We start from the raw sequence: 26041 nt of genomic DNA, 5'->3' as shown, positions 1-26041 counted from the left end.
CGTGCCGGCGTCAGTCGTCCAGGTCGTCTCTGACGTCTGGTGCGTTCTTGTCGTCTGGAGCGTCCTTGTCCGCGGCGTCCTTCACGAGCGGCTCAGGCTCCGCGGCGTCGAAGGACCCTGCGGCTTGCTCCACGGCCTCGTCCTCGGGACCGTCAGCGCTCTCGTCGAGGGCGTCCTCGTCCAAGACATCGACGAACTCGACGCCGTCCATCTCGGCGAGCCGGTCCGAGGCGTCCGTGGTGCCGTCCTTGTCGGACTCGACGGCTTTCGCGAACCACTCGCGCGCCTCGTCCTCACGCCCCGCCTCGAGCAGCGCGTCGGCGTACGCATAGCGCAGCCGCGCCGTCCAGGGCTGAACCGAATTCGAGGCAAGCTCGGGGCTCTGCAGCGTCACGATGGCCGCGTCGATCTGCCCCATGTCGCGCCGTGCTCCGGCCGCCACGAGCCGCATCTCGACCTGCCCCGCTTTGTCGAGCTTCTGCACCTCGGGCGCCCCGGCCATCTCCATGGCCTTCTCGGGCCGCCCCAGACCCCGCTCGCAGTCCGCCATGACGGGCCACAGGTCCACGTTCCCGGTCATCCGTCGCGCGGCCCGGAACTCGGCAAGCGCCTCGCTGTACTTCTGGTTCGCATACGCCGCGAAGCCCGCCGCCTCGCGCACGGCGGCCACACGCGACGCCAGCCGAAGCGCGACCCTGGAGTAGCCGTACGCCCCCTCGGGGTCCTCGTCGATGAGCCTGGCCACCATCACCAGGTTCTTGGCGACATCCTCGGCAAGCCCCTTCGGCAGACTCTGCAGCTCCTGCCGTACGTCCTTGTCGATCTCCTCGCCGGTGACGTCCTCAGGGATCGGCAGCCGCTTGATCGGCTCACGATCCCGCTCCCGCTCCTCACGGAAACGCCCGCCACCACGCCGGTCGTCGCTGCCCCGCCGGTCATCCCGCCCGCGGAAACCACCGGACCGCCCACGCTCGTCCTCACGCCGCGGCCCACGCCCACCACGCTCGTCCCGCCCGCGCTCGTCCCGACCACGGAAGCCACCGCGGCTGTCGTCCCGCCGGAATCCACCGCGGTCCCCGCGCTCACTGTCACGCCGGTCGTCACGTCGCCCGTAACCGCCGCGCTCCCCCGGCCGCTGCTCATCACGCCGGAAGCCACCACGATCGTCGCCTCGCCGGTCATCCCGACGGGGAGCACCACGCTCACCGCCCGGCCGGTCATCGCGCCGCTCGTCGCGACGGAAAGCCGGACGGTCCTCCGACCGCCGGACCCCGCCACGGTCACGATCATCGCCCCGCCGCTCGTCGCGCCGGAAACCTCCACCACGGTTCTCATCCGGACGGAAACCACCGCGCTCGCCACGGTCTTCACCACGCCGATCATCCCGCCGGAAGGCCGACCGGTCGCCGCCACCGCTGTTGTCACGCCGGAACGGCGGACGGTCGCCACCACCACGACTGTCGTCCCGACGGAACCCACCACGGTCGCCACCACCACGACCTTCATCGCGACGGAACCCACCACGGTCACCGCCACTACGACCTTCATCGCGGCGGAATCCACCGCGGTCGCCGTCCCTGCGGTCGTCGCGACGGAACCCTCCGCGCTCATCATCGCGACGGTCGTCCCGACGGTACGGCGGCCGATCGCCGTCACGCCGAGGCCCACCACGGTTGTCATCCCGCCGGAACCCGCCGCGATCGCGGTCGCCGCCACCCCGACTGTCGTCACGACGGTCATCGCGCCGCGGCCCACCGGGACGTTCGTCACGACGGAACGCCGGACGGTCGCCACGATCACGATCGTCACGCCCCCGGAAGCCGCCACCGCCACGGTTGTCGTCGCGGCGGAAGCCACCGCGATCGCCGCGGTCATCACCCCGGCGGTCGTCACGGCGGAAGGCCGGCCGGTCACCGCCACCGCTGCTGTCACGGCGGTACGTCGGCCGGTCGCCCTCACGCCGAGGGCCGCCGCGACCGTCGTCCCCTCGGGAACCACTACGGTCAGCGCCACCACGGCGGTCGTCACGACGGTCGTCGCGCCGGCCGTAGCCACCACGGTCGTTGTCGCGTCGAGGCCCCCCGCGGAAGCCGCCGCCGTCACCACTGTCCCGGCGGCGCTGATCGCGCTCCGGTCGCTCGTCGGGAGAGTTGGTGGACATGGTGACTCCTGTCTTAAGTACTGCAAGTCATTCTCGCGCAGCCGAGTACCCCGCGCGCTTCGGAAAAACAAAAAAGGACCTTTGGTCCCAGCATGTCGCTGGGACCAAAGGTCCTCCAAAGATTGTTCGGCGGTGTCCTACTCTCCCACAGGGTCCCCCCTGCAGTACCATCGGCGCTGTAAGGCTTAGCTTCCGGGTTCGGAATGTAACCGGGCGTTTCCCTCACGCTATGACCACCGAAACCCTAATGGTTTCGAGCGAACAAGCACACTCTTCAGTTAAATGTTCTACTCAAAGCCGACAACGGTTCGTTGTCTCAGAACCAACACAGTGGACGCGAGCAGCTGAGGACAAGCCCTCGGCCTATTAGTACCAGTCACCTCCACCCGTTACCGGGCTTCCAGATCTGGCCTATCAACCCAGTAGTCTCCTGGGAGCCTTAACCCCTCATAGGGGGTGGGAGTCCTCATCTCGAAGCAGGCTTCCCGCTTAGATGCTTTCAGCGGTTATCCCTCCCGAACGTAGCCAACCAGCCATGCCCTTGGCAGAACAACTGGCACACCAGAGGTTCGTCCGTCCCGGTCCTCTCGTACTAGGGACAGCCCTTCTCAAGACTCCTACGCGCACAGCGGATAGGGACCGAACTGTCTCACGACGTTCTAAACCCAGCTCGCGTACCGCTTTAATGGGCGAACAGCCCAACCCTTGGGACCGACTCCAGCCCCAGGATGCGACGAGCCGACATCGAGGTGCCAAACCATCCCGTCGATATGGACTCTTGGGGAAGATCAGCCTGTTATCCCCGGGGTACCTTTTATCCGTTGAGCGACGGCGCTTCCACAAGCCACCGCCGGATCACTAGTCCCGACTTTCGTCCCTGCTCGACCCGTCGGTCTCACAGTCAAGCTCCCTTGTGCACTTACACTCACCACCTGATTGCCAACCAGGCTGAGGGAACCTTTGGGCGCCTCCGTTACTCTTTAGGAGGCAACCGCCCCAGTTAAACTACCCATCAGACACTGTCCCCGATCCGGATCACGGACCCGGGTTAGACATCCAGCACGACCAGACTGGTATTTCAACGACGACTCCCCCACCACTGGCGTGGCAAGTTCACAGTCTCCCAGCTATCCTACACAAGCCGAACCGAACACCAATATCAAACTGTAGTAAAGGTCCCGGGGTCTTTCCGTCCTGCTGCGCGAAACGAGCATCTTTACTCGTAGTGCAATTTCACCGGGCCTATGGTTGAGACAGTCGAGAAGTCGTTACGCCATTCGTGCAGGTCGGAACTTACCCGACAAGGAATTTCGCTACCTTAGGATGGTTATAGTTACCACCGCCGTTTACTGGCGCTTAAGTTCTCAGCTTCGCCACCCCGAAGAGTGACTAACCGGTCCCCTTAACGTTCCAGCACCGGGCAGGCGTCAGTCCGTATACCTCGCCTTACGGCTTCGCACGGACCTGTGTTTTTAGTAAACAGTCGCTTCTCGCTGGTCTCTGCGGCCACCCCCAGCTCACCGTGTAAAACGGATCACCAAGAATGGCCCCCCTTCTCCCGAAGTTACGGGGGCATTTTGCCGAGTTCCTTAACCATAGTTCACCCGAACGCCTCGGTATTCTCTACCTGACCACCTGAGTCGGTTTAGGGTACGGGCCGCCATAAAACTCGCTAGAGGCTTTTCTCGACAGCATAGGATCATCCACTTCACCACAATCGGCTCGGCATCAGGTCTCACCCTGGTGTGCGACGGATTTGCCTATCGCACGGGCTACACCCTTACCCCGGGACAACCACCGCCCGGGCTGGACTACCTTCCTGCGTCACCCCATCACTCACCTACTACCAGATCGGGTCACCGGCTCCACCACTCCCCTCAACTCCGAAGAGATCAGGGCGGCTTCACGGGCTTAGCATCACTGGATTCGATGTTTGACGCTTCACAGCGGGTACCGGAATATCAACCGGTTCTCCATCGACTACGCCTGTCGGCCTCGCCTTAGGTCCCGACTTACCCTGGGCAGATCAGCTTGACCCAGGAACCCTTAGTCAATCGGCGCACACGTTTCCCACGTGTGTATCGCTACTCATGCCTGCATTCTCACTCGTGAACCGTCCACAACTCGCTTCCGCGGCTGCTTCACCCGGCACACGACGCTCCCCTACCCATCACAGCGGGCGTTGGCCCTCATGCTGCAATGACACGACTTCGGCGGTACGCTTGAGCCCCGCTACATTGTCGGCGCGGAATCACTTGACCAGTGAGCTATTACGCACTCTTTCAAGGGTGGCTGCTTCTAAGCCAACCTCCTGGTTGTCTCTGCGACTCCACATCCTTTCCCACTTAGCGTACGCTTAGGGGCCTTAGTCGATGCTCTGGGCTGTTTCCCTCTCGACCATGGAGCTTATCCCCCACAGTCTCACTGCCGCGCTCTCACTTACCGGCATTCGGAGTTTGGCTAAGGTCAGTAACCCGGTAGGGCCCATCGCCTATCCAGTGCTCTACCTCCGGCAAGAAACACACGACGCTGCACCTAAATGCATTTCGGGGAGAACCAGCTATCACGGAGTTTGATTGGCCTTTCACCCCTAACCACAGGTCATCCCCCAGGTTTTCAACCCTGGTGGGTTCGGCCCTCCACACGGTCTTACCCGCGCTTCAGCCTGCCCATGGCTAGATCACTCCGCTTCGGGTCTTGAGCGCGCTACTGAATCGCCCTGTTCGGACTCGCTTTCGCTACGGCTCCCCCACACGGGTTAACCTCGCAACACACCGCAAACTCGCAGGCTCATTCTTCAAAAGGCACGCAGTCACGACACACCAAGCAAGCTTGATGTGCGACGCTCCCACGGCTTGTAGGCACACGGTTTCAGGTACTATTTCACTCCCCTCCCGGGGTACTTTTCACCATTCCCTCACGGTACTATCCGCTATCGGTCACCAGGGAATATTTAGGCTTAGCGGGTGGTCCCGCCAGATTCACACGGGATTTCTCGGGCCCCGTGCTACTTGGGTGTCTCTCAAACGAGCCGTACAGATTTCGACTACGGGGGTCTTACCCTCTACGCCGGACCTTTCGCATGTCCTTCGCCTATCCATACGGTTTCTGACTCGTCTCACGGCCGGCAGACCGTGAAAGAGAGATCCCACAACCCCGTACACGCAACCCCTGCCGGGTCTCACACGTATACGGTTTAGCCTCATCCGGTTTCGCTCGCCACTACTCCCGGAATCACGGTTGTTTTCTCTTCCTGCGGGTACTGAGATGTTTCACTTCCCCGCGTTCCCTCCACACCGCCTATGTGTTCAGCAGTGGGTGACAGCCCATGACGACTGCCGGGTTTCCCCATTCGGAAACCCCCGGATCAAAGTCTGGTTGACGACTCCCCGGGGACTATCGCGGCCTCCCACGTCCTTCATCGGTTCCTGGTACCAAGGCATCCACCGTGCGCCCTTAAAAACTTGGCCACAGATGCTCGCGTCCACTGTGCAGTTCTCAAACAACGACCAACCACCCACCACCCCGAACCATCCGGTTCGAGTTCACTGGGGCCGGCAACCGAAGACAACCGGGCTCATCGCCCGTGCCTTCAGACACCCAACAGCGTGCCCGACACCCTCGCCCCTCCTCATCGCTTTCCACGCCGAAGCAGTACTCGCGACCCAGAGCAGGTCAAGTGTGCCGAATAATCAACGTTCCACCCATGAGCAACCACCGCAGAACATTCGCCTGCGTTGTGGCCCTGGACGCCGACTCCGAAGAGCAGACGCCTAGATGCTCCTTAGAAAGGAGGTGATCCAGCCGCACCTTCCGGTACGGCTACCTTGTTACGACTTCGTCCCAATCGCCAGTCCCACCTTCGACCGCTCCCTCCAGACAAGCTGGTTGGGCCACGGGCTTCGGGTGTTACCGACTTTCGTGACGTGACGGGCGGTGTGTACAAGGCCCGGGAACGTATTCACCGCAGCACTGCTGATCTGCGATTACTAGCAACTCCGACTTCATGGGGTCGAGTTGCAGACCCCAATCCGAACTGAGACCGGCTTTTTGAGATTCGCTCCACCTTGCGGTATCGCAGCTCATTGTACCGGCCATTGTAGCACGTGTGCAGCCCAAGACATAAGGGGCATGATGACTTGACGTCGTCCCCACCTTCCTCCGAGTTGACCCCGGCGGTCTCCCGTGAGTCCCCAACCCTCCGAAGAGGTTGCTGGCAACACGGGACAAGGGTTGCGCTCGTTGCGGGACTTAACCCAACATCTCACGACACGAGCTGACGACAGCCATGCACCACCTGTACACCGACCACAAGGGGGGCACCATCTCTGATGCTTTCCGGCGTATGTCAAGCCTTGGTAAGGTTCTTCGCGTTGCGTCGAATTAAGCCACATGCTCCGCTGCTTGTGCGGGCCCCCGTCAATTCCTTTGAGTTTTAGCCTTGCGGCCGTACTCCCCAGGCGGGGCACTTAATGCGTTAGCTGCGGCACGGACAACGTGGAATGTTGCCCACACCTAGTGCCCACCGTTTACGGCGTGGACTACCAGGGTATCTAATCCTGTTCGCTCCCCACGCTTTCGCTCCTCAGCGTCAGTATCGGCCCAGAGATCCGCCTTCGCCACCGGTGTTCCTCCTGATATCTGCGCATTTCACCGCTACACCAGGAATTCCGATCTCCCCTACCGAACTCTAGCCTGCCCGTATCGACTGCAGACCCGGGGTTAAGCCCCGGGCTTTCACAACCGACGCGACAAGCCGCCTACGAGCTCTTTACGCCCAATAATTCCGGACAACGCTTGCGCCCTACGTATTACCGCGGCTGCTGGCACGTAGTTAGCCGGCGCTTCTTCTGCAGGTACCGTCACTTTCGCTTCTTCCCTGCTGAAAGGGGTTTACAACCCGAAGGCCGTCATCCCCCACGCGGCGTCGCTGCATCAGGCTTGCGCCCATTGTGCAATATTCCCCACTGCTGCCTCCCGTAGGAGTCTGGGCCGTGTCTCAGTCCCAGTGTGGCCGGTCGCCCTCTCAGGCCGGCTACCCGTCGTCGCCTTGGTGAGCCATTACCTCACCAACAAGCTGATAGGCCGCGGGCTCATCCTTCACCGCCGGAGCTTTTAACCTCCACTCAGGAGAGTGGAAGTGTTATCCGGTATTAGACCCCGTTTCCAGGGCTTGTCCCAGAGTGAAGGGCAGATTGCCCACGTGTTACTCACCCGTTCGCCACTAATCCCCACCGAAGTGGTTCATCGTTCGACTTGCATGTGTTAAGCACGCCGCCAGCGTTCGTCCTGAGCCAGGATCAAACTCTCCGTGAATGTATTCCCGTAATCGGGATGACACCACGAGAGCGGAACAGCCAGGCGGAATAAGCCCGGCCGTTCACAGCGTCCTCGCTGTGTTTTCTTCAAAGGAACCTCGTTCCCGACCGAATGGCCGGAGACGGGGTATCAACATATCTGGCGTTGATTTTTGGCACGCTGTTGAGTTCTCAAGGAACGGACGCTTCCTTTGTACTCACCCTCGCGGGCTTTCCTCCGGGCTTCCCTTCGGTGTTTCCAACGTTACCAGATCCTTTCGGATCCGATTCCCCGTCGGAGGGGATTTGCCATTAGCCTCCAAGGTCTCCCTCGCGGCCTTTCGGCATTCACTACGTTAACCGATCCTCCCCGGCAACTCATAATCGAGTCCCGCGAGTTCGAATTACGGCACGCAGGCGTGACGAAATCGCCCTCGCTGAGAGGAGATCGTAGGTAGTGGGTTGGCCGCTTCCGGCTGCTGGCTGAACGCCGTACCCGGTTCAAGCGGCTCGGGCTACATTACGGACCGCCCACGAACGCGTCAAGTTCGGCGACGACGGGGCGTATGGGCCCGGTAAGGGCTCACCGTCGGGTCGTCGGCGATCCAGAAGCGCCAGGGGTGGACGCCTCCGTCGCCGGCCACACCGGTGCGTGGACCGTTACGCACCTGGTCGGCGCGTACGGGTATGCCCGTGAGCAGCGTCAACGGGGAGCCTTCGGGGGCGCAGGCGTCCGTACCGTCCAGGGCTCTGTCGACACCCAGAGCCGTGGCCAGGCGGGCGGGGCCTTTGGCCAGTTCCTTGTCGTATCGGGCCGAAAGTCGACGTTTGCGGGCGAGTTCTACACCCTCGGTGATCTCTCCGGCGCGGAGCAGGACTGCGCTTGCCCTGCCCTCCGGACCGCACACCAGGTTCATGCAGTGCCACATGCCATAGGTGAAGTAGACGTACACATGGCCGGGCGGACCGAACATCACGTCGTTGCGTGCGGTGCGGCCCCGATACGCATGCGAGCCGGGGTCGTTGGGGCCGTCGTAGGCCTCGACCTCCGTGAGGCGGAGCGCGATCGGTCCGTCCGGGGTGGTGCGCACGAGGATGCGTCCCAGGAGGTCGGGGGCGACGTCCAGGACGGGGCGGTCGAAGAACTCCCGGGGCAGGGGCGTACGGTCGGGGGCCGCGATCATGGCGTACGAGCGTAGTGGAAACGTGTGACGGTGAGCGGGGTGGTCAGGGAACTGCCGTCTTGCCAGGGTGGGGCTTGCCAGGGTGAGAGGGTGCGGAACCGGACACGGCCGGATCGCGTGTGTAGGGATCAAGAACCGGACAGAGACAGGCGTTGCCTGAGGAGGAAAAGACATGGGGTTCAAGCGGCTGCTTGCGAGCCTTGGGGCCGGTGGGGCTTCGGTCGAGACAGAACTGACCGAGGTGAATGTCGTTCCCGGTGGCGTCGTTCAGGGTGAGGTGCGGATCCAGGGCGGGTCCGTGAAGCAGGAGATCGAGGGGCTTTCCGTCGGGCTGCAGGCCCGGGTCGAGGTGGAGGGTCACGACGACCAGGAGCACCAGCAGAACATGGAGTTCGCGAAGCTGCGGCTCGGCGGTGCCTTCGAGTTGCAGGCGAACGCGGTGCACGCGGTGCCGTTCGGGCTGGAGATCCCGTGGGAGACGCCGATCACGATCATTGACGGTCAGCCGCTGCGCGGGATGAACATCGGTGTGTCCACGGAGCTCGAGATCGCGCGGGCCGTGGACTCCGGTGACCTGGACCCGATCAGTGTGCATCCGCTGCCGGCGCAGCAGGCGATTCTGGACGCCTTCATTCAGCTGGGCTTCCGGTTCAAGAGTGCGGACATGGAGCGCGGTCACATCCGGGGTACGCGGCAGAAGCTGCCGTTCTACCAGGAGATCGAGTTCTTCCCGCCGCAGCAGTACCGCGGTCTCAACCAGGTCGAGTTGAGCTTCGTCGCGGATCAGCGCGAGATCGACGTCGTCCTGGAGATGGACAAGAAGCCGGGTCTGTTCAGTGAGAGCAGCGACACGTTCCGGTCGTTCAAGGTGGGGCTGAACGACTTCCAGGGGACCGACTGGGCGGCGTACCTCAACCAGTGGCTGTCCGAGGTCGGCTCGAAGCGCAACTGGTTCTAGGGCCTAGGCTCGGGATCAACTGAAGGAACCGATCAGGAGGTGCCGAGGTGACCGAGTCCAAGAGGCCGCCGCTTCCCCATGACTTCCATCCGACCGTGCCGTCGTTCGCGGTGACGAGCGAGGACGTCGAGCCGGGCGCGGTGCTGAAGGACGCTCAGGTCTACGCGGCCGGGAACACCTCGCCGCAGTTGCGCTGGGAGGGCTTCCCGCCGGAGACCAAGAGCTTCGCCGTCACGTGCTTCGACCCCGATGCCCCTACGGGGAGCGGGTTCTGGCACTGGGTCGTGTTCGACATCCCGGCCTCGGTCACCGAGCTGCCGGCGGGTGCGGGCAGCGGCAAGTTCGAGGGTTTGCCGGAGGGCGCCGTGCAGGCGCGTAACGACTACGGGACGAAGGACTTCGGTGGGGCCGCGCCGCCGCCCGGAGATCCGGCGCACCGTTACGTGTTCACCGTGTACGCGGTGGATCAGGAGAAGCTCGGTCCTGACGCGGACGCCACTCCGGCTTTCGTGGGCTTCAACTTGCGTTTCCATACGCTGGCGAGGGCGCAGCTCATCGCCGCGTACGCGGCGCCCGCGGAGAGCTGAGCGTTCACGGAACGTTTGCCCGCCTCTGGTCTTGGAATTGATCAGAGGCGGGCATTTTTTTATTGCGTTGTCCATCTCGGCGTGCCCGGCCAGAGTTGATCCAAGCCCGCCAGGGGGTGGGCCGGTGCACATAGGAGGTGGGCTGGATGCGGGACACGCTGGTGCTGAACGCGAGCTTCGAGCCGCTGTCGACGGTGACGTTGAATCGAGCCGTCGTTCTGGTGCTGCAGGACAAGGCTGTCGTCGAGCAGGCCCACCCCGAACTGCGTATGCGCGGAGCCGTGGTCGACATACCGGCGCCGCGGGTGATCAGGCTGTGCCGCTATGTGAGGGTGCCCTTTCGAAGACAAGCTCCTTGGTCCAGGCGGGGTGTTCTGGTGCGTGACCGGCACAGGTGCGCGTACTGCGGCAGGCGGGCGACGACCGTGGACCACGTGGTGCCGCGGGCGCAGGGTGGTACGGACTCCTGGCTGAACACCGTGGCCTCTTGTGCGGAGGACAACCACCGCAAGGCGAACCGGACTCCGGAGCAGGCGGGTATGCCGCTGCTGCGGGAGCCGTTCGAGCCGACGCCGGCCGACGCGATGCTGCTGGCACTGGGCCGGGACGAGTTCGACGCGCTGCCGGAGTGGCTGGCTCAGCCGGCCGCATAGATCGTACGTGACTGGGGCCCGCCTCCTGTGGGAGGTGGGCCCCTTCAGCTGCGTACGACTTGGTGCGACGTCAGTCGGTGACGGTTGGCTTCTCGAGGCGCTCGGTACCTCCGCCGGAGGAATTGCCGCCCATCGGGCCGAAGTTGCCCATGGCGCCGCTCAAGCCCTTGAGGGCGTCGCCGATTTCGCTGGGGACGATCCAGAGCTTGTTGGCGTCGCCCTCGGCGATCTTGGGGAGCATCTGGAGGTACTGGTAGGCGAGGAGCTTCTGGTCCGCGTCGCCGGCGTGGATGGACTCGAAGACCGTACGGATCGCCTGGGCCTCGCCCTCGGCGCGCAGTGCGGCGGCCCTGGCCTCACCTTCGGCGCGCAGGATGGCGGACTGCTTCTCGCCTTCGGCGGTGAGGATGGCGGACTGGCGGATACCTTCGGCAGTGAGGATCGCGGCGCGCTTGTCGCGGTCGGCGCGCATCTGCTTCTCCATCGAGTCCTGGATGGAGGTGGGCGGTTCGATCGCCTTGAGTTCAACGCGGTTGACGCGGATGCCCCACTTGCCGGTGGCCTCGTCGAGGACGCCGCGCAGGGCCGCGTTGATCTCCTCGCGGGAGGTCAGGGTCCGCTCCAGGTCCATGCCGCCGATGATGTTGCGGAGGGTGGTGACGGTGAGCTGCTCGATCGCCTGGATATAGCTGGCGACTTCGTACGTGGCGGCTCGGGCGTCGGTGACCTGGTAGTAGATGACCGTGTCGATGTTGACGACCAGGTTGTCCTGGGTGATCACCGGTTGCGGCGGGAAGGGGACGACCTGTTCACGGAGGTCGATGCGGTTGCGGATCGAGTCGATGAACGGGACGACGATGTTCAGTCCCGCGTTGAGGGTCCGCGTGTAGCGGCCGAAGCGCTCGACGATGGCGGCGCTGGCCTGTGGGATGACTTGGATGGTTTTGATCAGCGCGATGAAGACCAACACCACCAGAATGATCAGGACGATGATGATCGGTTCCATCGTGGCTCCCCGTACCCTTCTCCGCCTCGGCGTTCCGGAAGATCTTGTGATTGTTGAAGATCTTGCTGGACGAGTGTGTCAGACCACAACTCTCCACGTGCAGCGTTCCGGCCATGCGACTCCGTGCGAGGTCACATGACGATCGCCGTGGCACCTTCGATGTCCACGACATCGACCTCCTGGCCGACTTCGTAGGCCCGTCCGGTGTCGAGAGCACGAGCGGACCAGACTTCTCCGCCGAGCTTGACCCGCCCTCCGGAGCTGTCGACGCGCTCCAGGACGACGGCCTGTTTACCCTTCAACGCGTCTATGCCCGTGGCGAGTTGGGGCATCTGGGAGCGATGTCGGGCCGCGATGGGGCGTACGACGGCGATGAGCGCGACCGAGACCGCGATGAAGACCAGGACCTGGAGGACCACACCGCCCCCGAGTCCCGCGGTCAGGGCGCCCGCCACGGCGCCGACGGCGAGCATTCCGAACTCTGGCATCGCGGTCACGACGAGCGGGATTCCGAGCCCGGCCGCGCCGATCAACCACCACACCCATGCGTCGATGTCGTCCACGTGGTCATGGTAGGACCGCAGGTCGGGTCGCCGACAGGGCGCCGATCAACTTGGCACAGGCGTTCGAGTTCGTTACGACAGAGGCAGGCCCTGTGCGGTCCAGCGGTCGCCGACCTGCTCGACTACGAGCGGGAGGCCGAAGCACAACGACAGGTTGCGGGAAGTGAGTTCGAGCTCCAGCGGGCCCGCGGCGAGCACCTTTCCCTGACGGATCATCAGGACGTGGGTGAAGCCCGGGGCGATCTCCTCGACATGGTGCGTGACCATGATCATGGAGGGGGCGATCGGGTCGCGGGCGAGACGGCCGAGACGGCGTACGAGGTCCTCGCGGCCGCCGAGGTCGAGGCCCGCGGCGGGCTCGTCGAGGAGCAGCAGTTCGGGGTCGGTCATCAGGGCGCGGGCGATCAGGGTGCGCTTGCGTTCGCCCTCGGAGAGCGTGCCGAACTTGCGGTCCACGTATTCGGTCATGCCGAGGCGGTCGAGGAAGGCGCGGGCGCGCTGTTCGTCGATGTCCTCGTAGTCCTCGTGCCAGCCGGCGGTCATGCCGTAGGCGGCGGTCAGTACGGTCTGCAGGACCGTCTGGCGCTTGGGGAGCTTCTCCGCCATGGCGATGCCGGCCATGCCGATACGGGGGCGGAGTTCGAAGACGTCGACCTTGCCGAGGGTGTCGCCGAGGATCGTCGCGGTGCCACTGCTGGGGAAGAGATAGCTGGACGCGATGTTCAGAAGTGTCGTTTTTCCGGCACCATTCGGACCGAGGATGACCCAGCGCTCTCCCTCTTTGACCGACCAGGAGACCTGGTCCACCAGAGCCCGGCCCTCCCGGACCACGGATACGTCCTCCAGCTCCAGAACATCGCTCATGAGCGCGCTGTCTCCCATTGCAGTCTCGGCCGTCGCTTACGTCTGTGGACGCAGCCCCCAGGGAAAACCTACGCCACCGGTCCACCGCACCCTTCCATCGGCCGGTCCTTAGGGTGGGGGCATGCTCTCGGAACCACGTTCAGGACGGCTGGCCGCATGGGGAAATGCCCTGTTGGCCGGGTTTGTTTCGCCGGACGACGCGGTCGTCGCCGTCGTCGGTGACGATGCCGTGCACCGGGTCGAGGGGCTGCCCGGTGAGACGGGGCCCGTCGGGCTCACGCTTGCGTTGGGGCGGTTGCGCGGGCTCGGGGTGACCGGGCTGCGGGTCGCGCTGCCCGCGCCTGGGCATCCGCTCGGGCTGAGCGGGCCGCCGGAGTTCAACGCGCGGGCGTTGGACGCGGAGGAGGCGGTCGTCTGTCATGGCGCCGCGCTGGGGCTGGTGCCCGAGGTGTTCGAGGCGGGGCCTGAAGGCGACGTACATGTGGAGGTCGTCTGGCACTGTCTGGCGGTGCGGGAGGCGCCGCCCGCCGATGTGCCGTCTCTCGGGGAGGCCGAGCGGGAGTTGGCGGAGGCGTTGCGCGACGCCACGAACGTGCTGGCGCGGCTTGATGTGGCCGCTTCGGGGCCGGTTGCGGAGGCGGCGATCGATGCGTATCGGGCTCGCGCCGAGCGGGGTGGTGAGGTGCTGGCTCCTGGGTATCCGCCGCGGGCGGTACGGGTGTTGGAGCTGGCGCAGCGGGTGGGGGTGCTCATTTCGGTGGCGTATGAGAACGGCCACGGTGGGGCGGTGAGTGCCTCGGAGATGGCGGCTCGGGCTGAGGCGTTGCGGCCGGTGGAGCGGACGGCTCGGCGGGCGCAGGTTGCGGCTTATAACGCGTTCGTTGAGGAACGTTTGCGGTAGCGCTCCGCTGGGGGTGCGGTTTGAAGGTGCGGGTTCGTTGGGGCTTGTCGCGCCCACGCGGCGGAGCCGCAAATGGACACGGCCCCGCGCCCCTGACGGGGCGCTGGTCGCGCCCGGAGCCCGACAGGCCGGAGGTCAACGCGGACCGGCCCCCCAGGAGCGCCTGGGAGGCCGGTGGTCGCTGCTGGCCCTGGTGGGTGTCAGCCGTTGAAGCCATCGTTGGCGAAGGCCGGGTTCAGGATGCCTACGACGTTCGCGGTGTTGCCGACCACGTTCGAGTCGACGTCTACCGGGGCCTGGACGAGGTTGCCCGAGGCGATGCCCGGCGAGCCTACGGCCTGGCCGGAGGCGTGCGCGTCGGTGGCGGACGCGAAGCCGGCACCGGCGGCAACCAGGCCACCGGCCATCATCGTGACGGCTGCGGCCTTCTTCAGGTTCTTCACTTTTCTCAAGCCCTCCCTTGTGGTCACTGCGGCAGGCGCCGCAGCACGCACTGGAGAACGCGTCTGATCGCCGGAGGATGCGCCATCTGGGGGACATTCCCACGACGGTATGAATCTCTGCCCGGAACGGAACCCTCCATATTGTCGTCAGGGAATCGTCAAGTAAGCGTGCCGGAGCGGGAATCAGCCGGTCACCCCATGGCGTACGGCCCACAGGGCGGCCTGGGTGCGGTCGGCGAGGTCGAGCTTCATCAGGATGTTCGAGACGTGGGTCTTGACCGTCTTCTCGGAGAGGACGAGGGCGCGGGCTATCTCGCGGTTGGAGCGGCCGTCGGCGATCAGGCCGAGTACCTCCCGCTCCCGCTCGGTGAGTGAACCGCCTCTCCCCTGGCCGAGGTTGGAGTCTTCCTGGGACAGCAGCGCGTCGGCCACCTCGGGTTGCAGAAGGATGTGTCCCGCGTGGACGGAGCGGATGGCTCCGGCCAGGGCGTCGGGGTCCACGTCCTTGTAGACGTATCCGGCGGCGCCCGCGCGCAGGGCCGGGACGACCGTGCGCTGCTCGGTGAAGCTGGTGACGATGAGCACGCGCGCGGGGTTGTCGAGTTCGCGCAGCCTGCGCAGGGCGGCTACGCCGTCCATGCCCGGCATCTTGACGTCCATGAGGACGACGTCGGGCTTCAACTCCTCGGCCCGGGCCACTCCTTCTTCGCCGTCGGACGCCTCTCCCACGACCTCGATGTCGTCCTGTATCTCCAGAAAGGTGCGCAGTCCGCGGCGTACCACTTGGTGGTCGTCGACGAGCAGCACCTTGATTGCGTCAGCCACCGGGGACCTCCATCTCGATCGTGGTGCCTTTTCCGGGCGCCGATTCCACGGTCAGCCGGCCGCCGACTCCGCTCGCCCTGTCGCGCATGGACACCAGGCCCAGGTGGCGTCCCGCGCGTCGTATCGCCTGGGGGTCGAATCCGCTGCCGTCGTCGGTGACGCGCAGGGCTGCTCCCGGGCCGCGCTTGTCGAGGGTGACGTCGACGTGGGCCGCTCCGGAGTGCCGCAGCGCGTTGTGCAGGGCCTCCTGGGCGACTCGCAGGATGGCTTCCTCCTGGGCGGAGGGCAGGGCGCGTACGCCTCGGCCGGTGAAGGTCACGCGTGCGTCGTGGGCGCGGTCGAGGACCTGGATCTGGGTGCGCAGCGTGGCCACCAGGCCGTCCTCGTCGAGGGCCGCGGGGCGCAACTCGATGACGGCGGCGCGCAGTTCGTCGGCGGCCTCCGCGGCGAGGGCGGCCACCTGCTGGAGTTCACCTTTGGCCCGGCCGGGGTTGCGGTCGACGAGGGTGGCCGCGGCCTGGGCGGTGAGGCGTAGGGAGAACAGCTTCTGGCTGACGGCGTCGTGCAGTTCGTGCGCGAGGCGGGAGCGCTCCTCGGCGATGGTGAGCTCGCGGCTGCGCTCGTACAGGCGGGCGTTGGTCAGCGCGATCGCGGCGTGCTGGGCGAGGATCGCCAGGAGTTCCTCGTCCTCCTCGGTAAAGCCGCAGCCCCCTTGCGGCTTGGGGCACTCCTTGTTTGCGAGGAAGAGGATGCCGATGACTTCGTCGCCGTCGCGGATGGGCAGGCCCAGGAAGTCGACGAGCTCCGGGTGGGCGCTCGGCCAGCCCTCGAAGCGGGGGTCCTTGCGCACGTCGGCGAGGCGCTCGGGCCGGGCCTCGTGGAGCATCGAGGCCAGGATGCCGTGCTGGCGCGGCAGCGGGCCGATGGCCTTCCACTGGGCGTCGCTGACGCCGTCCACCACGAACTGGGCGAAGCCGCCGTGGTCGTCGGGAACACCGAGCGCCGCGTACTCGGCGTCGAGCAGCTCGCGGGCCGAGGCGACGATCGTCTTGAGGACGTCGCGCACCTCGAGGTGCCTGCTCATGGCCAGCAGCGCGGAACTCACCGCGGCCAGGCCCGACCTGGGTCCTTGACTCATGACTTCAACGTACCCGCCGGGTGTGACAGTCCGTATCGGACCTGTGGCGGCCCCCGACTAGGGCGGTGGGACTAGGGCGAAGGGCCCCGGATCATTGCGGCTCGCGTCCGAGGCGGCGGGGGCGGTCCCGTTCCTACGTTGAAGGCAGCCGCCGGGAATGGCGGTCATGTGGGATGAGGGGACGGTTGGCATGCCGGTAGCGATCATCACGGGGGCTTCGAAGGGGCTGGGGCGGGCGCTCGCCGAGGCTCTGGCGGAGCGTGGCTGGGATCTGGTGCTCGACGCCAGGACGGCTCAGGTGCTCCAGGAGACGGCCGCGGCGCTCGGCAAGCACGGGACACGGGTGGAGGCGCTGCCCGGGGACGTCACGATCGCGGAGCACCGTACGGCGCTGGTGGCGGCGGCACAGCGGCTCGGCGGTGTCGATCTGCTGGTGAACAATGCGAGCGCGCTCGGCGCCGAACCGCTGGTGCGCCTGGAGGGTCTGCCGCTGGACGGGCTGAGGCGGGCGCTGGAGGTCAACGTGGTGGCGGCGCTCGGCCTCATCCAGGAGGCGCTGCCGCTGCTGCGGGCCTCGTCGGCGGGCACGGTCATCGACATCAGCTCGGACGCGGCGGCCGAGGCGTACGAGACCTGGGGCGGCTACGGGGCGTCGAAGTCGGCCCTCGATCATCTCTCGGCGGTGCTCGCCGAGGAGGAGCCCGGGCTGCGGGTCTGGGCGGTCGATCCGGGCGACATGGACACGGATCTGTACACGGCGGCCGTACCGGGCGACGAGGAGGCGCGGCCGGCGCCGGCGAGCGTCGTCCCGGGGTTTCTGCGGCTGCTCGATGAGCGGCCGGCCAGTGGCCGCTATGCGGCGTCCTCGTTGGTGGGGACGCGATGACGGTCGCCGCTGTACAGGTTCCGGAGGAGTTGCTGGCCCGGGTGCCGGTCGAGCAGCGGGGGCTCGGGCTCGACCGGGATGGGGTGCGGTTGCTTGTCTCGTACGGGGCTCAGGAGGTGTCCCATCACGCCTTCGCGGAGTTGCCGGGGCTGTTGCAGGCCGGGGATCTGCTGATCGTGAACACGTCGTCGACGCTGGCGGCAGCAGTAGACGGCCGGATCGGGCACGCGCGCGTGGTGGTGCATTTCTCCACGCTGGGCGAAGACGGGCGGTGGGCCGTTGAGCTGCGGGATCCTGACGGAAGGGGCACCACGCGCGCGCGTGCGGGAGGGCCTGCGGGAACGGAGGTGCGCCTCCCCGGTGACGTACGACTCGTCCTCGAGGAGCCGCTCACCGCGCGGAGCCCCCGGCTGTGGTGGGCGCGGGTGTCGGAACCGGACGTCCCTGGGTTACTGCGGCGGCACGGGAGGCCGATTCGGTATGCGTACACGGAGCGGGACCAGCCCCTGTCGGTGTACCAGACGGTGTTCGCGCTGCCGTCCGCGGACGGTGTGGGCAGTGCGGAGATGCCGAGTGCCGCGCGGCCCTTCACGCCGCGTCTGGTGGCGGAGCTGGTCAGCCGGGGTGTGCAGTTCGCGCCGATCACGCTGCACACCGGAGTCGCGTCGGCAGAGGCGCACGAGCCGCCGTATCCGGAGCGGTTCGCGGTGCCCGAGGCGTCGGCGCGGCTGATCAACGCGGCGAAGGCAGGAGACGGCAGGGTGATCGCGGTCGGTACGACGGCTGTACGGGCCGTGGAGTCCGCGGTCGGCGACGACAGGGTCGTACGGGCAGCGGAGGGCTGGACCGATCTCGTGGTGACCCCGGAGCGCGGGGTACGCGTGGTCGACGGGCTCCTCACCGGGCTGCACGAACCGGAGGCCTCGCATCTGTTGATGCTGGAGGCAATCGCGGGCCCGGCGGCGATCCGGCGCAGCTACGACGAGGCGCTGCGTGGCCGCTATCTGTGGCACGAGTTCGGCGACATGCATCTCATCCTGCCGTCCGAGAACTCTGACCGGCGCGAGACGTCCGAAAGCCCTCACACAGAGCATTGCGCCAGCAACTGCTGGTGAGACCACCGCACGTCCGATGTGACCCCCCACATAGGACGCACGTCACGTACGAAGGCCGCTAGGAGGAACAAACACCCCATACGAGCGGGGCAGACGTGCCAGTCTGCCCCGTTTTGCCCTTTAGGGGTCCACTATCCAGGTTCGTACGTCACACCTTTGCCACGGGTTTTTGCGGCCGCTAAGAATGGCTCCCGTCGCTCGACGCCGCGGGTTTCCCCCCGCGGCGTTCTGCCGGAACCAGCAATGTCCCCTCCGGCTCAGAGCGACCTCCGCGCCATTCGAGAGGTCCATCAGTCATGCCCAAGTACACCGACGGTTCCGGCCATCGCCCCGCCTTCGCCAAGCTGACCGAGCTCACCCAGCAGACCAGGACGAAGCTGACCCACACCGGGCAGAAGCTGAACACCACGAGGCAGAAGCTGTCCAAGAAACATCAGCTCGGGGTCGCCGGTGTCGCCGGTCTCGGTGCCGCGGCCGTCGCTCTGTCGCTCATACCCGGCGGCGGCTCCGAGGCGAGCACCACCGAGTCCGTCTCCGCCTCCTCCGTCGCCTTCAGCTCCCGGCAGGTCGAGGACGTGAAGGGCGGCGTCGAGAAGCAGCTGAACGACGCCCTCACGCAGGCCAAGGCCGCCGCCGAGAAGAAGCAGGCCGACGCCGCGGCCGCCGCGAAGAAGGCCGCCGACGCCAAGGCGAAGGCCGCCGCGGAAGCCGCCAAGCAGAAGGCCGAGCAGGCACGCAAGGCGAAGGAGGCCGCGAGCCGGGCCGCCCAGCGCGCCAAGGCCAAGCCGGTCGCCAAGGCCTACCCGAACAACCTCGACGGCTGGATCCGCGAGTCGCTCGACGTCATGAAGAAGAACGGCATCCCGGGCTCGTACGACGGCATCAAGCGCAACATCCTGCGTGAGTCCTCGGGCAACCCGAACGCCATCAACAACTGGGACATCAACGCCATCAACGGCGTCCCGTCCAAGGGCCTGCTGCAGGTGATCCCGCCGACCTTCCAGGCCTACCACGTGCCCGGCACGTCCTGGAACATCTACGACCCGGTCGCCAACATCACCGCGGCCTGCAACTACGCGGCCGACCGCTACGGCACGATGGACAACGTCAACGGCGCGTACTGAGCCCTGTACTGAGTCCCGCGCGGACCTCTGGTCTCAGTACAGACGGCGAGGCGCGGCATCCCCTACGGGGTGCCGCGCCTCGTTCGTGCGCTAGTTACCGCACCGGAGCGCTTACTTGCGCATGACCTCGGGCTCGTGGCGGCGCAGGAAGCGGGCCACGAAGAAGCCGCAGATGACGCCGAGGGCGATCAGTGCGGCCATGTCCATGCCCCAGGCCGCGGCCGTGTGCTCCCACAGCGGGTCCGTGCTGCCCGGGTCGTCCGTGTTCGGGCTGATCCGGTTGAAGTCCAGCGTGGCGCCGGCGGCGGCGACCGCCCAGCGCGAAGGCATCAGATACGAGAACTCGTTGACGCCGAGCGCGCCGTGCAGGATGAACAGGCAGCCGGTGAACACGACCTGGACGATCGCGAACATCACCAGCAGCGGCATCGTCTTCTCGGAGGTCTTCACCAGCGAGGAGATGACCAGGCCGAACATCATCGAGGTGAAGCCGAGCCCCATGATCGGGATGGAGAGTTCGAGCATGACGGCGGTCTTGCCGGTGCCGAAGATCAGGGCCTCGTCGGGGATCGTCCGGCTGGAGAAGCCGATCGCGCCGACCATGGCGCCCTGCAGCACCGTGATCACGCCGAGGACGATCACCTTGGACATCAGATACGCGGAGCGCGAGAGGCCGGTCGCCCGCTCCCGCTCGTAGATGACCCGTTCCTTGATCAGCTCGCGAACCGAGTTGGCGGCGCCCGCGAAGCACGCGCCGACCGCGAGGATCAGCAGGACCGTGGTGGCCGTGCCGTTCGGGATGATTCTGCCGGTCTTCGGGTTCTCGTTGACCAGCAGCGTCTTGTCCGGGTCGATGAGCAGGCTCACCGCGCCGAGCACCGCCGGCAGGATCACCGTCAGCGCCAGGAAACCCTTGTCGGACGAGATCACCGACACATAGCGGCGGATCAGCGTGAACAACTGCGAACCCCAGCCCTGGGGCTTCGGTGGACGCATCGACTGGGCGGGCGGCATCTGCGTCGACTGCGCGGCGACGGCGTCGATGTCCGCGGCGTACATCTGGTAGTGCTGCGAGCCCTTCCAGCGGCCCGCCCAGTCGTAGTCGCGGTAGTTCTCGAAGGCGGAGAAGACATCGGCCCAGGTGTCGTAGCCGAAGAAGTTCAGAGCCTCCTCGGGCGGACCGAAATAGGCCACCGAACCGCCGGGCGCCATGACCAGAAGCTTGTCGCAGATCGCCAGTTCGGCCACGGAGTGCGTGACCACCAGGACCGTACGGCCGTCGTCGGCAAGGCCGCGCAGCAACTGCATGACATCGCGGTCCATACCCGGGTCGAGGCCGGAGGTCGGCTCGTCCAGGAAGATCAGCGAGGGCTTGGTCAGCAGCTCCAACGCCACCGACACACGCTTGCGCTGGCCACCGGAGAGGGAGGTGACCTTCTTCTCCTTGTGGATGTCCAGCTTGAGTTCGCGCAGCACCTCGTCGATACGGGCGTCGCGCTCCGCGCCCGTGGTGTCCGCGGGGAAGCGCAGCTTGGCCGCGTACTTGAGGGCCTTCTTGACGGTCAGCTCCTTGTGCAGGATGTCGTCCTGCGGGACCAGACCGATGCGCTGGCGCAACTCGGCGAACTGCTTGTAGAGGTTCCGGTTGTCGTAGAGGACGTCGCCCTCGTTGGCGGGGCGGTAGCCCGTGAGCGCCTTCAGGAGCGTCGACTTGCCGGATCCGGACGGGCCGATGACCGCGATGAGCGACTTCTCCGGTACGCCGAAGGAGACGTCCTTGAGGATCTGCTTGCCGCCGTCGACCGTCACCGTCAGGTGGCGGGCCGAGAAGGAGACCTCACCGGTGTCGACGAACTCCTCGAGGCGATCGCCGACCAGGCGGAACGTCGAGTGGCCGACACCGACGATGTCGTTCGGGCCGAGCAGCGCGGAGCCGCCCTTGGCGATCGGCATACCGTTGACGTACGTGCCGTTGTGCGAGCCGAGGTCGCGGATCTCGTAGCGACCGTCGGGCGACGAGTGGAACTCGGCGTGATGACGGGAGACTTGCAGGTCGGAGACGACCAGCTCGTTCTCCAGCGCACGGCCGATACGCATCACACGGCCGAGGGCCAGCTGGTGGAACGTGGTCGGGCTGCGGTCGCCGTAGACCGGCGGCGCCCCCGCGCCACCACCGGGAACCTTCTGCGCGTACGGCTCCGAAGGCCCCTGTTGCGGGACCTGCGGCGGCTTCTGCCAGCCCTGCTGCGGGGACTGCTGCCCCGGCGGCGCCTGCTGGGCCGCCCAGCCGGCCGCCCCCGCACCCTGCGCGGCGTACGGCTGCTGCTGGTGCTCCGCCTGCGGTGCGGCCGAGGCCGCGCCGGCGGCCGAGACTTTCACGAGCGGGCCGTCGTTCGCGTTGCCGAGGTTCACGGTCGAGCCGGGGCCGATCTCCATGTGGTGGATCCGGTGGCCCTGCACAAAGGTGCCGTTGGTGCTGCCGTGGTCCTCTATGACCCAACTGCGGCCGTTGAAGCTGATCGTGGCGTGACGCCAGGACACCCTGGCGTCGTCGAGCACGATGTCCCCCTGCGGATCGCGTCCGAGGGCGTAAGGCCTGGACGCATCGAGCGTCCAGGTCCGTCCATTCAATTCCAGTACGAGTTCCGGCACTCCATGCCCCACGTGAGTTGTCCCCCGAGTTACCCCCATCACAGGGAGTCTAGGGATGTCGAACATCGGGGGGAACTATTTCAGGACGACCCCTCTGACCGAAAGTCGGGCCTTGTGATGACCGCGTACGGGCGGCTTGTCCGTTTCCGTTGACTGTGTTCAAACCGACCCGGAGAGTGGTAATCCCACGCGAGGGGGACATCCACGGTGGAGACATCGCGGTGCGCAGTCGGGGGGCTGACGATGAGCTACGAGACCGCCAGGGACGGCAGGCGACTGCCGGTGGGCGATGTGCTGTTGTCCGCGATCGCCGCTGTGAGCTGGGCGTTGATCGGGATGGCGGGCGTGGCCGCGCTGGGGCTGCATCTGCTGGAGGCGGACGCCTCGGGCTCGCTCGGGACGATGACCGCGGCTGTGGTGGCGCTCGGGGCGGGTGGTTCGGTGACGCCGTCCGGCGATGTCTCGGCCTTCGGGCTCGAGGGCGCCGAGGCGGAGACCGCCCTACAGATCACGCCACTCGGAGTGAGCCTTGTGGGTGCGCTTCTGCTGGCCTGGTTTTTCCTACGCTCCTTGCGCGCGGCGGGAGTTGTCATCTCACCCGGTGAACTCGCGGCGCGCGCGGGCGCGGTCGTGGTGCTCTTCGTGGCGATGCTGGGCGGACTCGCCTGGGCGGGTCACGACGTGATCACGATTGACGGCGGTTCGCTCGGGCTCGACCAGCTGCCGGGCGGCGGACTGCCGGACGACATCGAGGTGCCCGGGCTCGGTGACATCGGCGGGCTGCTGCCCGACCGCCTCGGGGACCTCGCGAACGCGAACGCGGAGGTCGGCTTCACCGTCGACACCGTGCCGACCCTGCTCGGCGGTACGGGATGGGTGCTCGGCGTGCTGCTGATCGCACTGCTGGCCTCGCGTCGTACGCCATTGCCGCGCGGCTGGGAGGCCGTGCACCGGCTGGTACGGCCGGCCGCGTCCGCGCTGGTCACGGTGTTGCTGGTGGCGGTCCTCGCGGGGCTCGCGGCAGCGGCGTACGCGGCGATCAGCGACCCCCATCCGAAACGGATCGCAGGCGCCGCGCTGCTCGGGGCGCCCAACGGGGTGTGGCTGGGCGTCCCGATCGGGCTCTTCGTGCCGTGGGACGGCTCGGCCTCGGGCGGGCTCGTGCAGTTCCTGCCCGCCCCACTGGACGAGCTGCTGAGCCTGTCCTCCGACCAGCCCGTCACACTCGCGCGGCTGGCCGAACTGGACGGCCGCGTCTGGCTGTTGGGCGTCGCGACCGCGCTGATGATGCTGTACGCGGGCGTGCTGACGGCGGTCCGTACGCCGTTCGTACGTGAGCGGGAGGGCGCCCTCGGTTTCGCGGGGCGCTGTGCGCTGCGGCTGGCGATCGTGACGGCGCTCGCGCTGCCGCTGCTGGCCTGGCTGACGGAGGTGTCCGTGGATGCCTCGCTGTCCGTTCTCGGTGTGGACGCGTTCGACGCCGGCATCGAGCTGCACGGGCAGTTGGGCATGGCGCTGCTGCTCGGCGCTTTGTGGGGCGCGGGTGCGGGGGCGGCGGGGGCGCTGCTCGCCTGCGCCAGCGGGGCCGCGGGGCGGCGGGCGGCCCCGCTGGCGCGGGGGGATGCGGAGGGGGCGACGGGGTCGGGCTGGCAGACCAAGCCGGTCGAGCCGGTCGCACCGTCGTACGCGGAGAGCCCCGAGCAGCGGTACGCAGAGAGCCCTGAACAGCCGGGGCCCTACAGCCCCGCCCCCTCGTATCGCTCGCCTAACCCCGATACCAACCCCTATCTGAACCTCCCGGACGAACTGCGGGAGCCCGAGGACGGACGGCGGCATCCCGGATCCCGGACTCCCGGGACCCGAGCGCCTGGGGCCCGGTCTCCCGCTGCTCCGCCGCCTGGCGCACGGCCTCCCACTGCTCCACCGCCTGGCGCACGGCCGTCCGGTGCACAGTCTCCTGGCCCACGGCCTCCCGCTGCCCCGCCTCCTGGCTCACGGCCGCCGGGAGCGCAGCCTCCCGGCTCATGGCCTCCCGCGGCCCCGCCGCCTGGCGCACGACCTTCCGGAGCACAGCCTCCCGGCGCACAGCCCCCAGAGACCGGGCGCCCTCCCGATGTGTACGGCGCCCCTACGGTCGCGGGCCCCTACACCCCACCGCCCGCCCCGAAGCCGAGTTCCAAACGCGGGCCGTCCCAGGACGGGCCGCCTCCGCCGCCGGAGGAACCGCCGCCTCCGCCCAGGCGGCCTCGCGGACGGCCGTGAGGGGAAGGCTTCGGCATGCCTTGGCCGGAGGCGTCTCGTGGGCGTCATGGCTCGGGAAAGACGAGGTCACCGAGATGACGCCCAGTGTTTCCCGTCCGCTGGGCGGACCGTAGAAGCAGTGGGCGGGGAGTGCCGGATACTGTGGGAAAACCATGAGCGCTTCGCAGACCACCGACGCCCCCACTCTCCTCGTCAAGATCTTCGGCAAGGACCGCCCAGGCATCACGGCCGGGCTCTTCGACACCCTCGCCGGTTACTCGGTCGACGTGGTCGACATCGAGCAGGTCGTGACCCGAGGCCGGATCGTGCTGTGCGCGCTCGTGAGCCAGCCGCCGGCCGGCGTCGAAGGCGAGCTGCGGGCCACGGTGCACAGCTGGGCGGATGCCCTGAAGCTCCAGGCCGAGATCATCTCCGGCCACGGCGACAACCGGCCGCGCGGCCACGGACGGTCGCTCGTCACCGTGCTCGGGCACCCGCTCACCGCGCAGTCGACGGCCGCGATCGCCGCCCGGATCACGTCGACGGGCGGCAACATCGACCGTATCTTCCGGCTCGCCAAGTACCCCGTGACGGCGGTCGAGTTCGCTGTGTCCGGTACGGAGCCCGAGGAGCTGCGGACCGCCCTGGTGACCGAGGCCGCGGCCCTCGGTGTCGATGTCGCGGTCGTCGCGGCCGGGCTGCACCGGCGGGCCCAGCGCCTCGTCGTCATGGACGTCGACTCGACGCTGATCCAGGACGAGGTGATCGAGCTCTTCGCCGCCCACGCCGGCTGCGAGGACAAGGTCGCCGAGGTGACGGCGGCGGCGATGCGGGGCGAGCTGGATTTCGAGCAGTCACTGCACGCGCGCGTGGCGCTTCTCGCGGGGCTCGACGCCTCCGTGGTGGACAAGGTGCGCAGCGAGGTGCGGATGACGCCGGGGGCGCGCACGTTGATCCGTACGCTGAAACGGCTCGGCTACCAAGTTGGCGTCGTCTCGGGCGGGTTCACGCAGGTGACGGACGACCTCAAGGAGCGGCTCGGGCTCGACTTCGCCCAGGCCAACACGCTGGAGATCGTCGACGGGAAGCTGACGGGCAAGGTCACCGGCGAGATCGTGGACCGGGCGGGCAAGGCGCGACTGCTGCGACGGTTCGCCGCCGAGGCGGGGGTGCCGCTGGCCCAGACCGTGGCGATCGGTGACGGGGCAAACGATCTTGACATGCTGAACGCGGCGGGTCTTGGCGTTGCGTTCAACGCCAAGCCGGTTGTGCGCGAGGCCGCGCACACCGCCGTGAACTTTCCGTTCCTCGACACCGTGCTGTATCTGCTGGGCGTGACCCGTGAAGAGGTCGAGGCTGCGGACATGCATGTGGATTGAGAGCCGGGCGCTCCGCTAAGAGTGCGGTTCGGAGAGCTCGGTTGGTTCTGTGGTTTGGCGGCTG

Annotated in this window: 18 protein-coding genes, 3 rRNA genes and 1 pseudogene; 9 read left to right on the top strand and 13 right to left on the bottom strand. The window is 66.8% G+C overall.

Translation table 11 applies throughout. From position 1 onward, the window contains the following. Window positions 1-10: 10 nt before the first annotated feature. From ACQEVY_RS37110 to ACQEVY_RS37085, 6 genes are all read right to left on the bottom strand, one after another. Complete coding sequence (locus ACQEVY_RS37110) at window positions 11-856, bottom strand: tetratricopeptide repeat protein (protein WP_432955600.1); 846 nt, start codon at window positions 854-856, stop codon at window positions 11-13. Next, complete coding sequence (locus tag ACQEVY_RS37105; protein ID WP_432955675.1) at window positions 748-2232, bottom strand: hypothetical protein; 1485 nt, start codon at window positions 2230-2232, stop codon at window positions 748-750. Before ACQEVY_RS37105 ends, ACQEVY_RS37110 begins: the two co-directional genes overlap by 109 nt. Before the next feature lie 53 nt (window positions 2233-2285). Further along, window positions 2286-2402 (bottom strand): 5S ribosomal RNA (rrf, locus tag ACQEVY_RS37100). Window positions 2403-2507: 105 nt separating this feature from the next. Beyond that, a 23S ribosomal RNA gene (locus ACQEVY_RS37095) occupies window positions 2508-5631 on the bottom strand. Between the two features lie 318 nt (window positions 5632-5949). Beyond that, a 16S ribosomal RNA gene (locus ACQEVY_RS37090) occupies window positions 5950-7477 on the bottom strand. Together the 16S, 23S and 5S rRNA genes form the textbook arrangement of a ribosomal RNA operon. A 523-nt stretch (window positions 7478-8000) precedes the next feature. Next, complete coding sequence (locus ACQEVY_RS37085; protein WP_432953958.1) at window positions 8001-8642, bottom strand: DNA-3-methyladenine glycosylase; 642 nt, start codon at window positions 8640-8642, stop codon at window positions 8001-8003. A 172-nt stretch (window positions 8643-8814) separates the two neighbouring features. Here ACQEVY_RS37085 and ACQEVY_RS37080 point away from each other — a divergent pair, with 172 nt between their 5' ends. The 3 genes from ACQEVY_RS37080 to ACQEVY_RS37070 all read left to right on the top strand — a co-directional run bounded on the left by ACQEVY_RS37080 (window position 8815) and on the right by ACQEVY_RS37070 (window position 10840). Beyond that, on the top strand, window positions 8815-9600 hold the full coding sequence (locus ACQEVY_RS37080) for a sporulation protein (protein ID WP_432953957.1): 786 nt from the start codon (window positions 8815-8817) through the stop codon (window positions 9598-9600). Between the two features lie 47 nt (window positions 9601-9647). Beyond that, window positions 9648-10187, top strand: a complete 540-nt coding sequence (locus ACQEVY_RS37075) for a YbhB/YbcL family Raf kinase inhibitor-like protein (protein WP_432953955.1) — start codon at window positions 9648-9650, stop codon at window positions 10185-10187. Window positions 10188-10333: 146 nt separating this feature from the next. Further along, the gene (locus tag ACQEVY_RS37070; RefSeq protein ID WP_033317755.1) at window positions 10334-10840 is read left to right on the top strand and encodes an HNH endonuclease; all 507 of its coding nucleotides are present in this window, start codon (window positions 10334-10336) and stop codon (window positions 10838-10840) included. A 70-nt stretch (window positions 10841-10910) separates the two neighbouring features. Here the strand turns inward: ACQEVY_RS37070 and ACQEVY_RS37065 are convergent, their stop codons facing one another. The 3 genes and pseudogenes from ACQEVY_RS37065 to ACQEVY_RS37055 all read right to left on the bottom strand — a co-directional run. Then, entirely contained in the window at window positions 10911-11846 is a 936-nt protein-coding gene (locus tag ACQEVY_RS37065) for an SPFH domain-containing protein (RefSeq protein ID WP_189324539.1), read from the bottom strand. A gap of 131 nt (window positions 11847-11977) precedes the next feature. Then, window positions 11978-12409, bottom strand: a complete 432-nt coding sequence (locus ACQEVY_RS37060) for an NfeD family protein (RefSeq protein WP_432953953.1) — start codon at window positions 12407-12409, stop codon at window positions 11978-11980. 339 nt (window positions 12410-12748) lie between these two features. Continuing rightward, a pseudogene (locus ACQEVY_RS37055) lies at window positions 12749-13273 on the bottom strand (ABC transporter ATP-binding protein); the annotation flags it as partial. Window positions 13274-13394: 121 nt separating this feature from the next. On the opposite strand from ACQEVY_RS37055, the gene ACQEVY_RS37050 reads away from it, so the two are divergent. Then, on the top strand, window positions 13395-14174 hold the full coding sequence (locus ACQEVY_RS37050) for a hypothetical protein (protein ID WP_432953951.1): 780 nt from the start codon (window positions 13395-13397) through the stop codon (window positions 14172-14174). A gap of 200 nt (window positions 14175-14374) precedes the next feature. Here ACQEVY_RS37050 and ACQEVY_RS37045 read toward each other — a convergent pair whose 3' ends face one another. From ACQEVY_RS37045 to ACQEVY_RS37035, 3 genes are all read right to left on the bottom strand, one after another. Then, a complete protein-coding gene (locus ACQEVY_RS37045) occupies window positions 14375-14617 on the bottom strand; it encodes a chaplin (protein ID WP_432953949.1) in 243 nt (80 codons plus the stop codon). 183 nt (window positions 14618-14800) lie between these two features. Further along, window positions 14801-15442: a response regulator gene (locus ACQEVY_RS37040; RefSeq protein WP_432953947.1), complete on the bottom strand. Its 642-nt coding sequence runs from the start codon at window positions 15440-15442 to the stop codon at window positions 14801-14803. Further along, window positions 15435-16580, bottom strand: coding sequence for a GAF domain-containing sensor histidine kinase (locus ACQEVY_RS37035; RefSeq protein ID WP_432953945.1), 1146 nt, complete (start codon window positions 16578-16580; stop codon window positions 15435-15437). Before ACQEVY_RS37035 ends, ACQEVY_RS37040 begins: the two co-directional genes overlap by 8 nt. Before the next feature lie 190 nt (window positions 16581-16770). Between ACQEVY_RS37035 and ACQEVY_RS37030 the strand changes: the two genes are divergently transcribed. The 3 genes from ACQEVY_RS37030 (at window position 16771) to ACQEVY_RS37020 (ending at window position 19705) form a co-directional block, all read left to right on the top strand. Continuing rightward, window positions 16771-17466 (top strand): SDR family NAD(P)-dependent oxidoreductase, encoded by a 696-nt coding sequence (locus ACQEVY_RS37030; protein WP_432953944.1) that lies wholly within the window; start codon window positions 16771-16773, stop codon window positions 17464-17466. Beyond that, the gene (locus ACQEVY_RS37025; RefSeq protein ID WP_432953942.1) at window positions 17463-18581 is read left to right on the top strand and encodes an S-adenosylmethionine:tRNA ribosyltransferase-isomerase; all 1119 of its coding nucleotides are present in this window, start codon (window positions 17463-17465) and stop codon (window positions 18579-18581) included. The genes ACQEVY_RS37030 and ACQEVY_RS37025 overlap by 4 nt, the downstream gene beginning before the upstream one ends. A 296-nt stretch (window positions 18582-18877) precedes the next feature. After that, the gene (locus ACQEVY_RS37020) at window positions 18878-19705 is read left to right on the top strand and encodes a transglycosylase SLT domain-containing protein (protein WP_432953941.1); all 828 of its coding nucleotides are present in this window, start codon (window positions 18878-18880) and stop codon (window positions 19703-19705) included. Between the two features lie 111 nt (window positions 19706-19816). On the opposite strand, the gene ACQEVY_RS37015 is transcribed toward ACQEVY_RS37020, so the two are convergent. After that, a complete protein-coding gene (locus ACQEVY_RS37015) occupies window positions 19817-22357 on the bottom strand; it encodes an FHA domain-containing protein (protein WP_432955598.1) in 2541 nt (846 codons plus the stop codon). Window positions 22358-22600: 243 nt separating this feature from the next. On the opposite strand from ACQEVY_RS37015, the gene ACQEVY_RS37010 reads away from it, so the two are divergent. Next, window positions 22601-24619 carry a streptophobe family protein gene (locus ACQEVY_RS37010; RefSeq protein WP_432953940.1) on the top strand — a complete coding sequence of 673 codons (2019 nt, stop codon included), beginning with the start codon at window positions 22601-22603 and terminating at the stop codon, window positions 24617-24619. A gap of 152 nt (window positions 24620-24771) precedes the next feature. Further along, a complete protein-coding gene (gene serB / locus ACQEVY_RS37005; protein WP_432953938.1) occupies window positions 24772-25977 on the top strand; it encodes a phosphoserine phosphatase SerB in 1206 nt (401 codons plus the stop codon). Window positions 25978-26041: the final 64 nt, after the last annotated feature.

The organism is Streptomyces sp. CA-288835, from assembly GCF_050936385.1.
In the GTDB taxonomy this organism is placed as follows: Bacteria; Actinomycetota; Actinomycetes; order Streptomycetales; family Streptomycetaceae; genus Streptomyces.
This window is presented reverse-complemented; position numbering and strand designations above follow the sequence as displayed.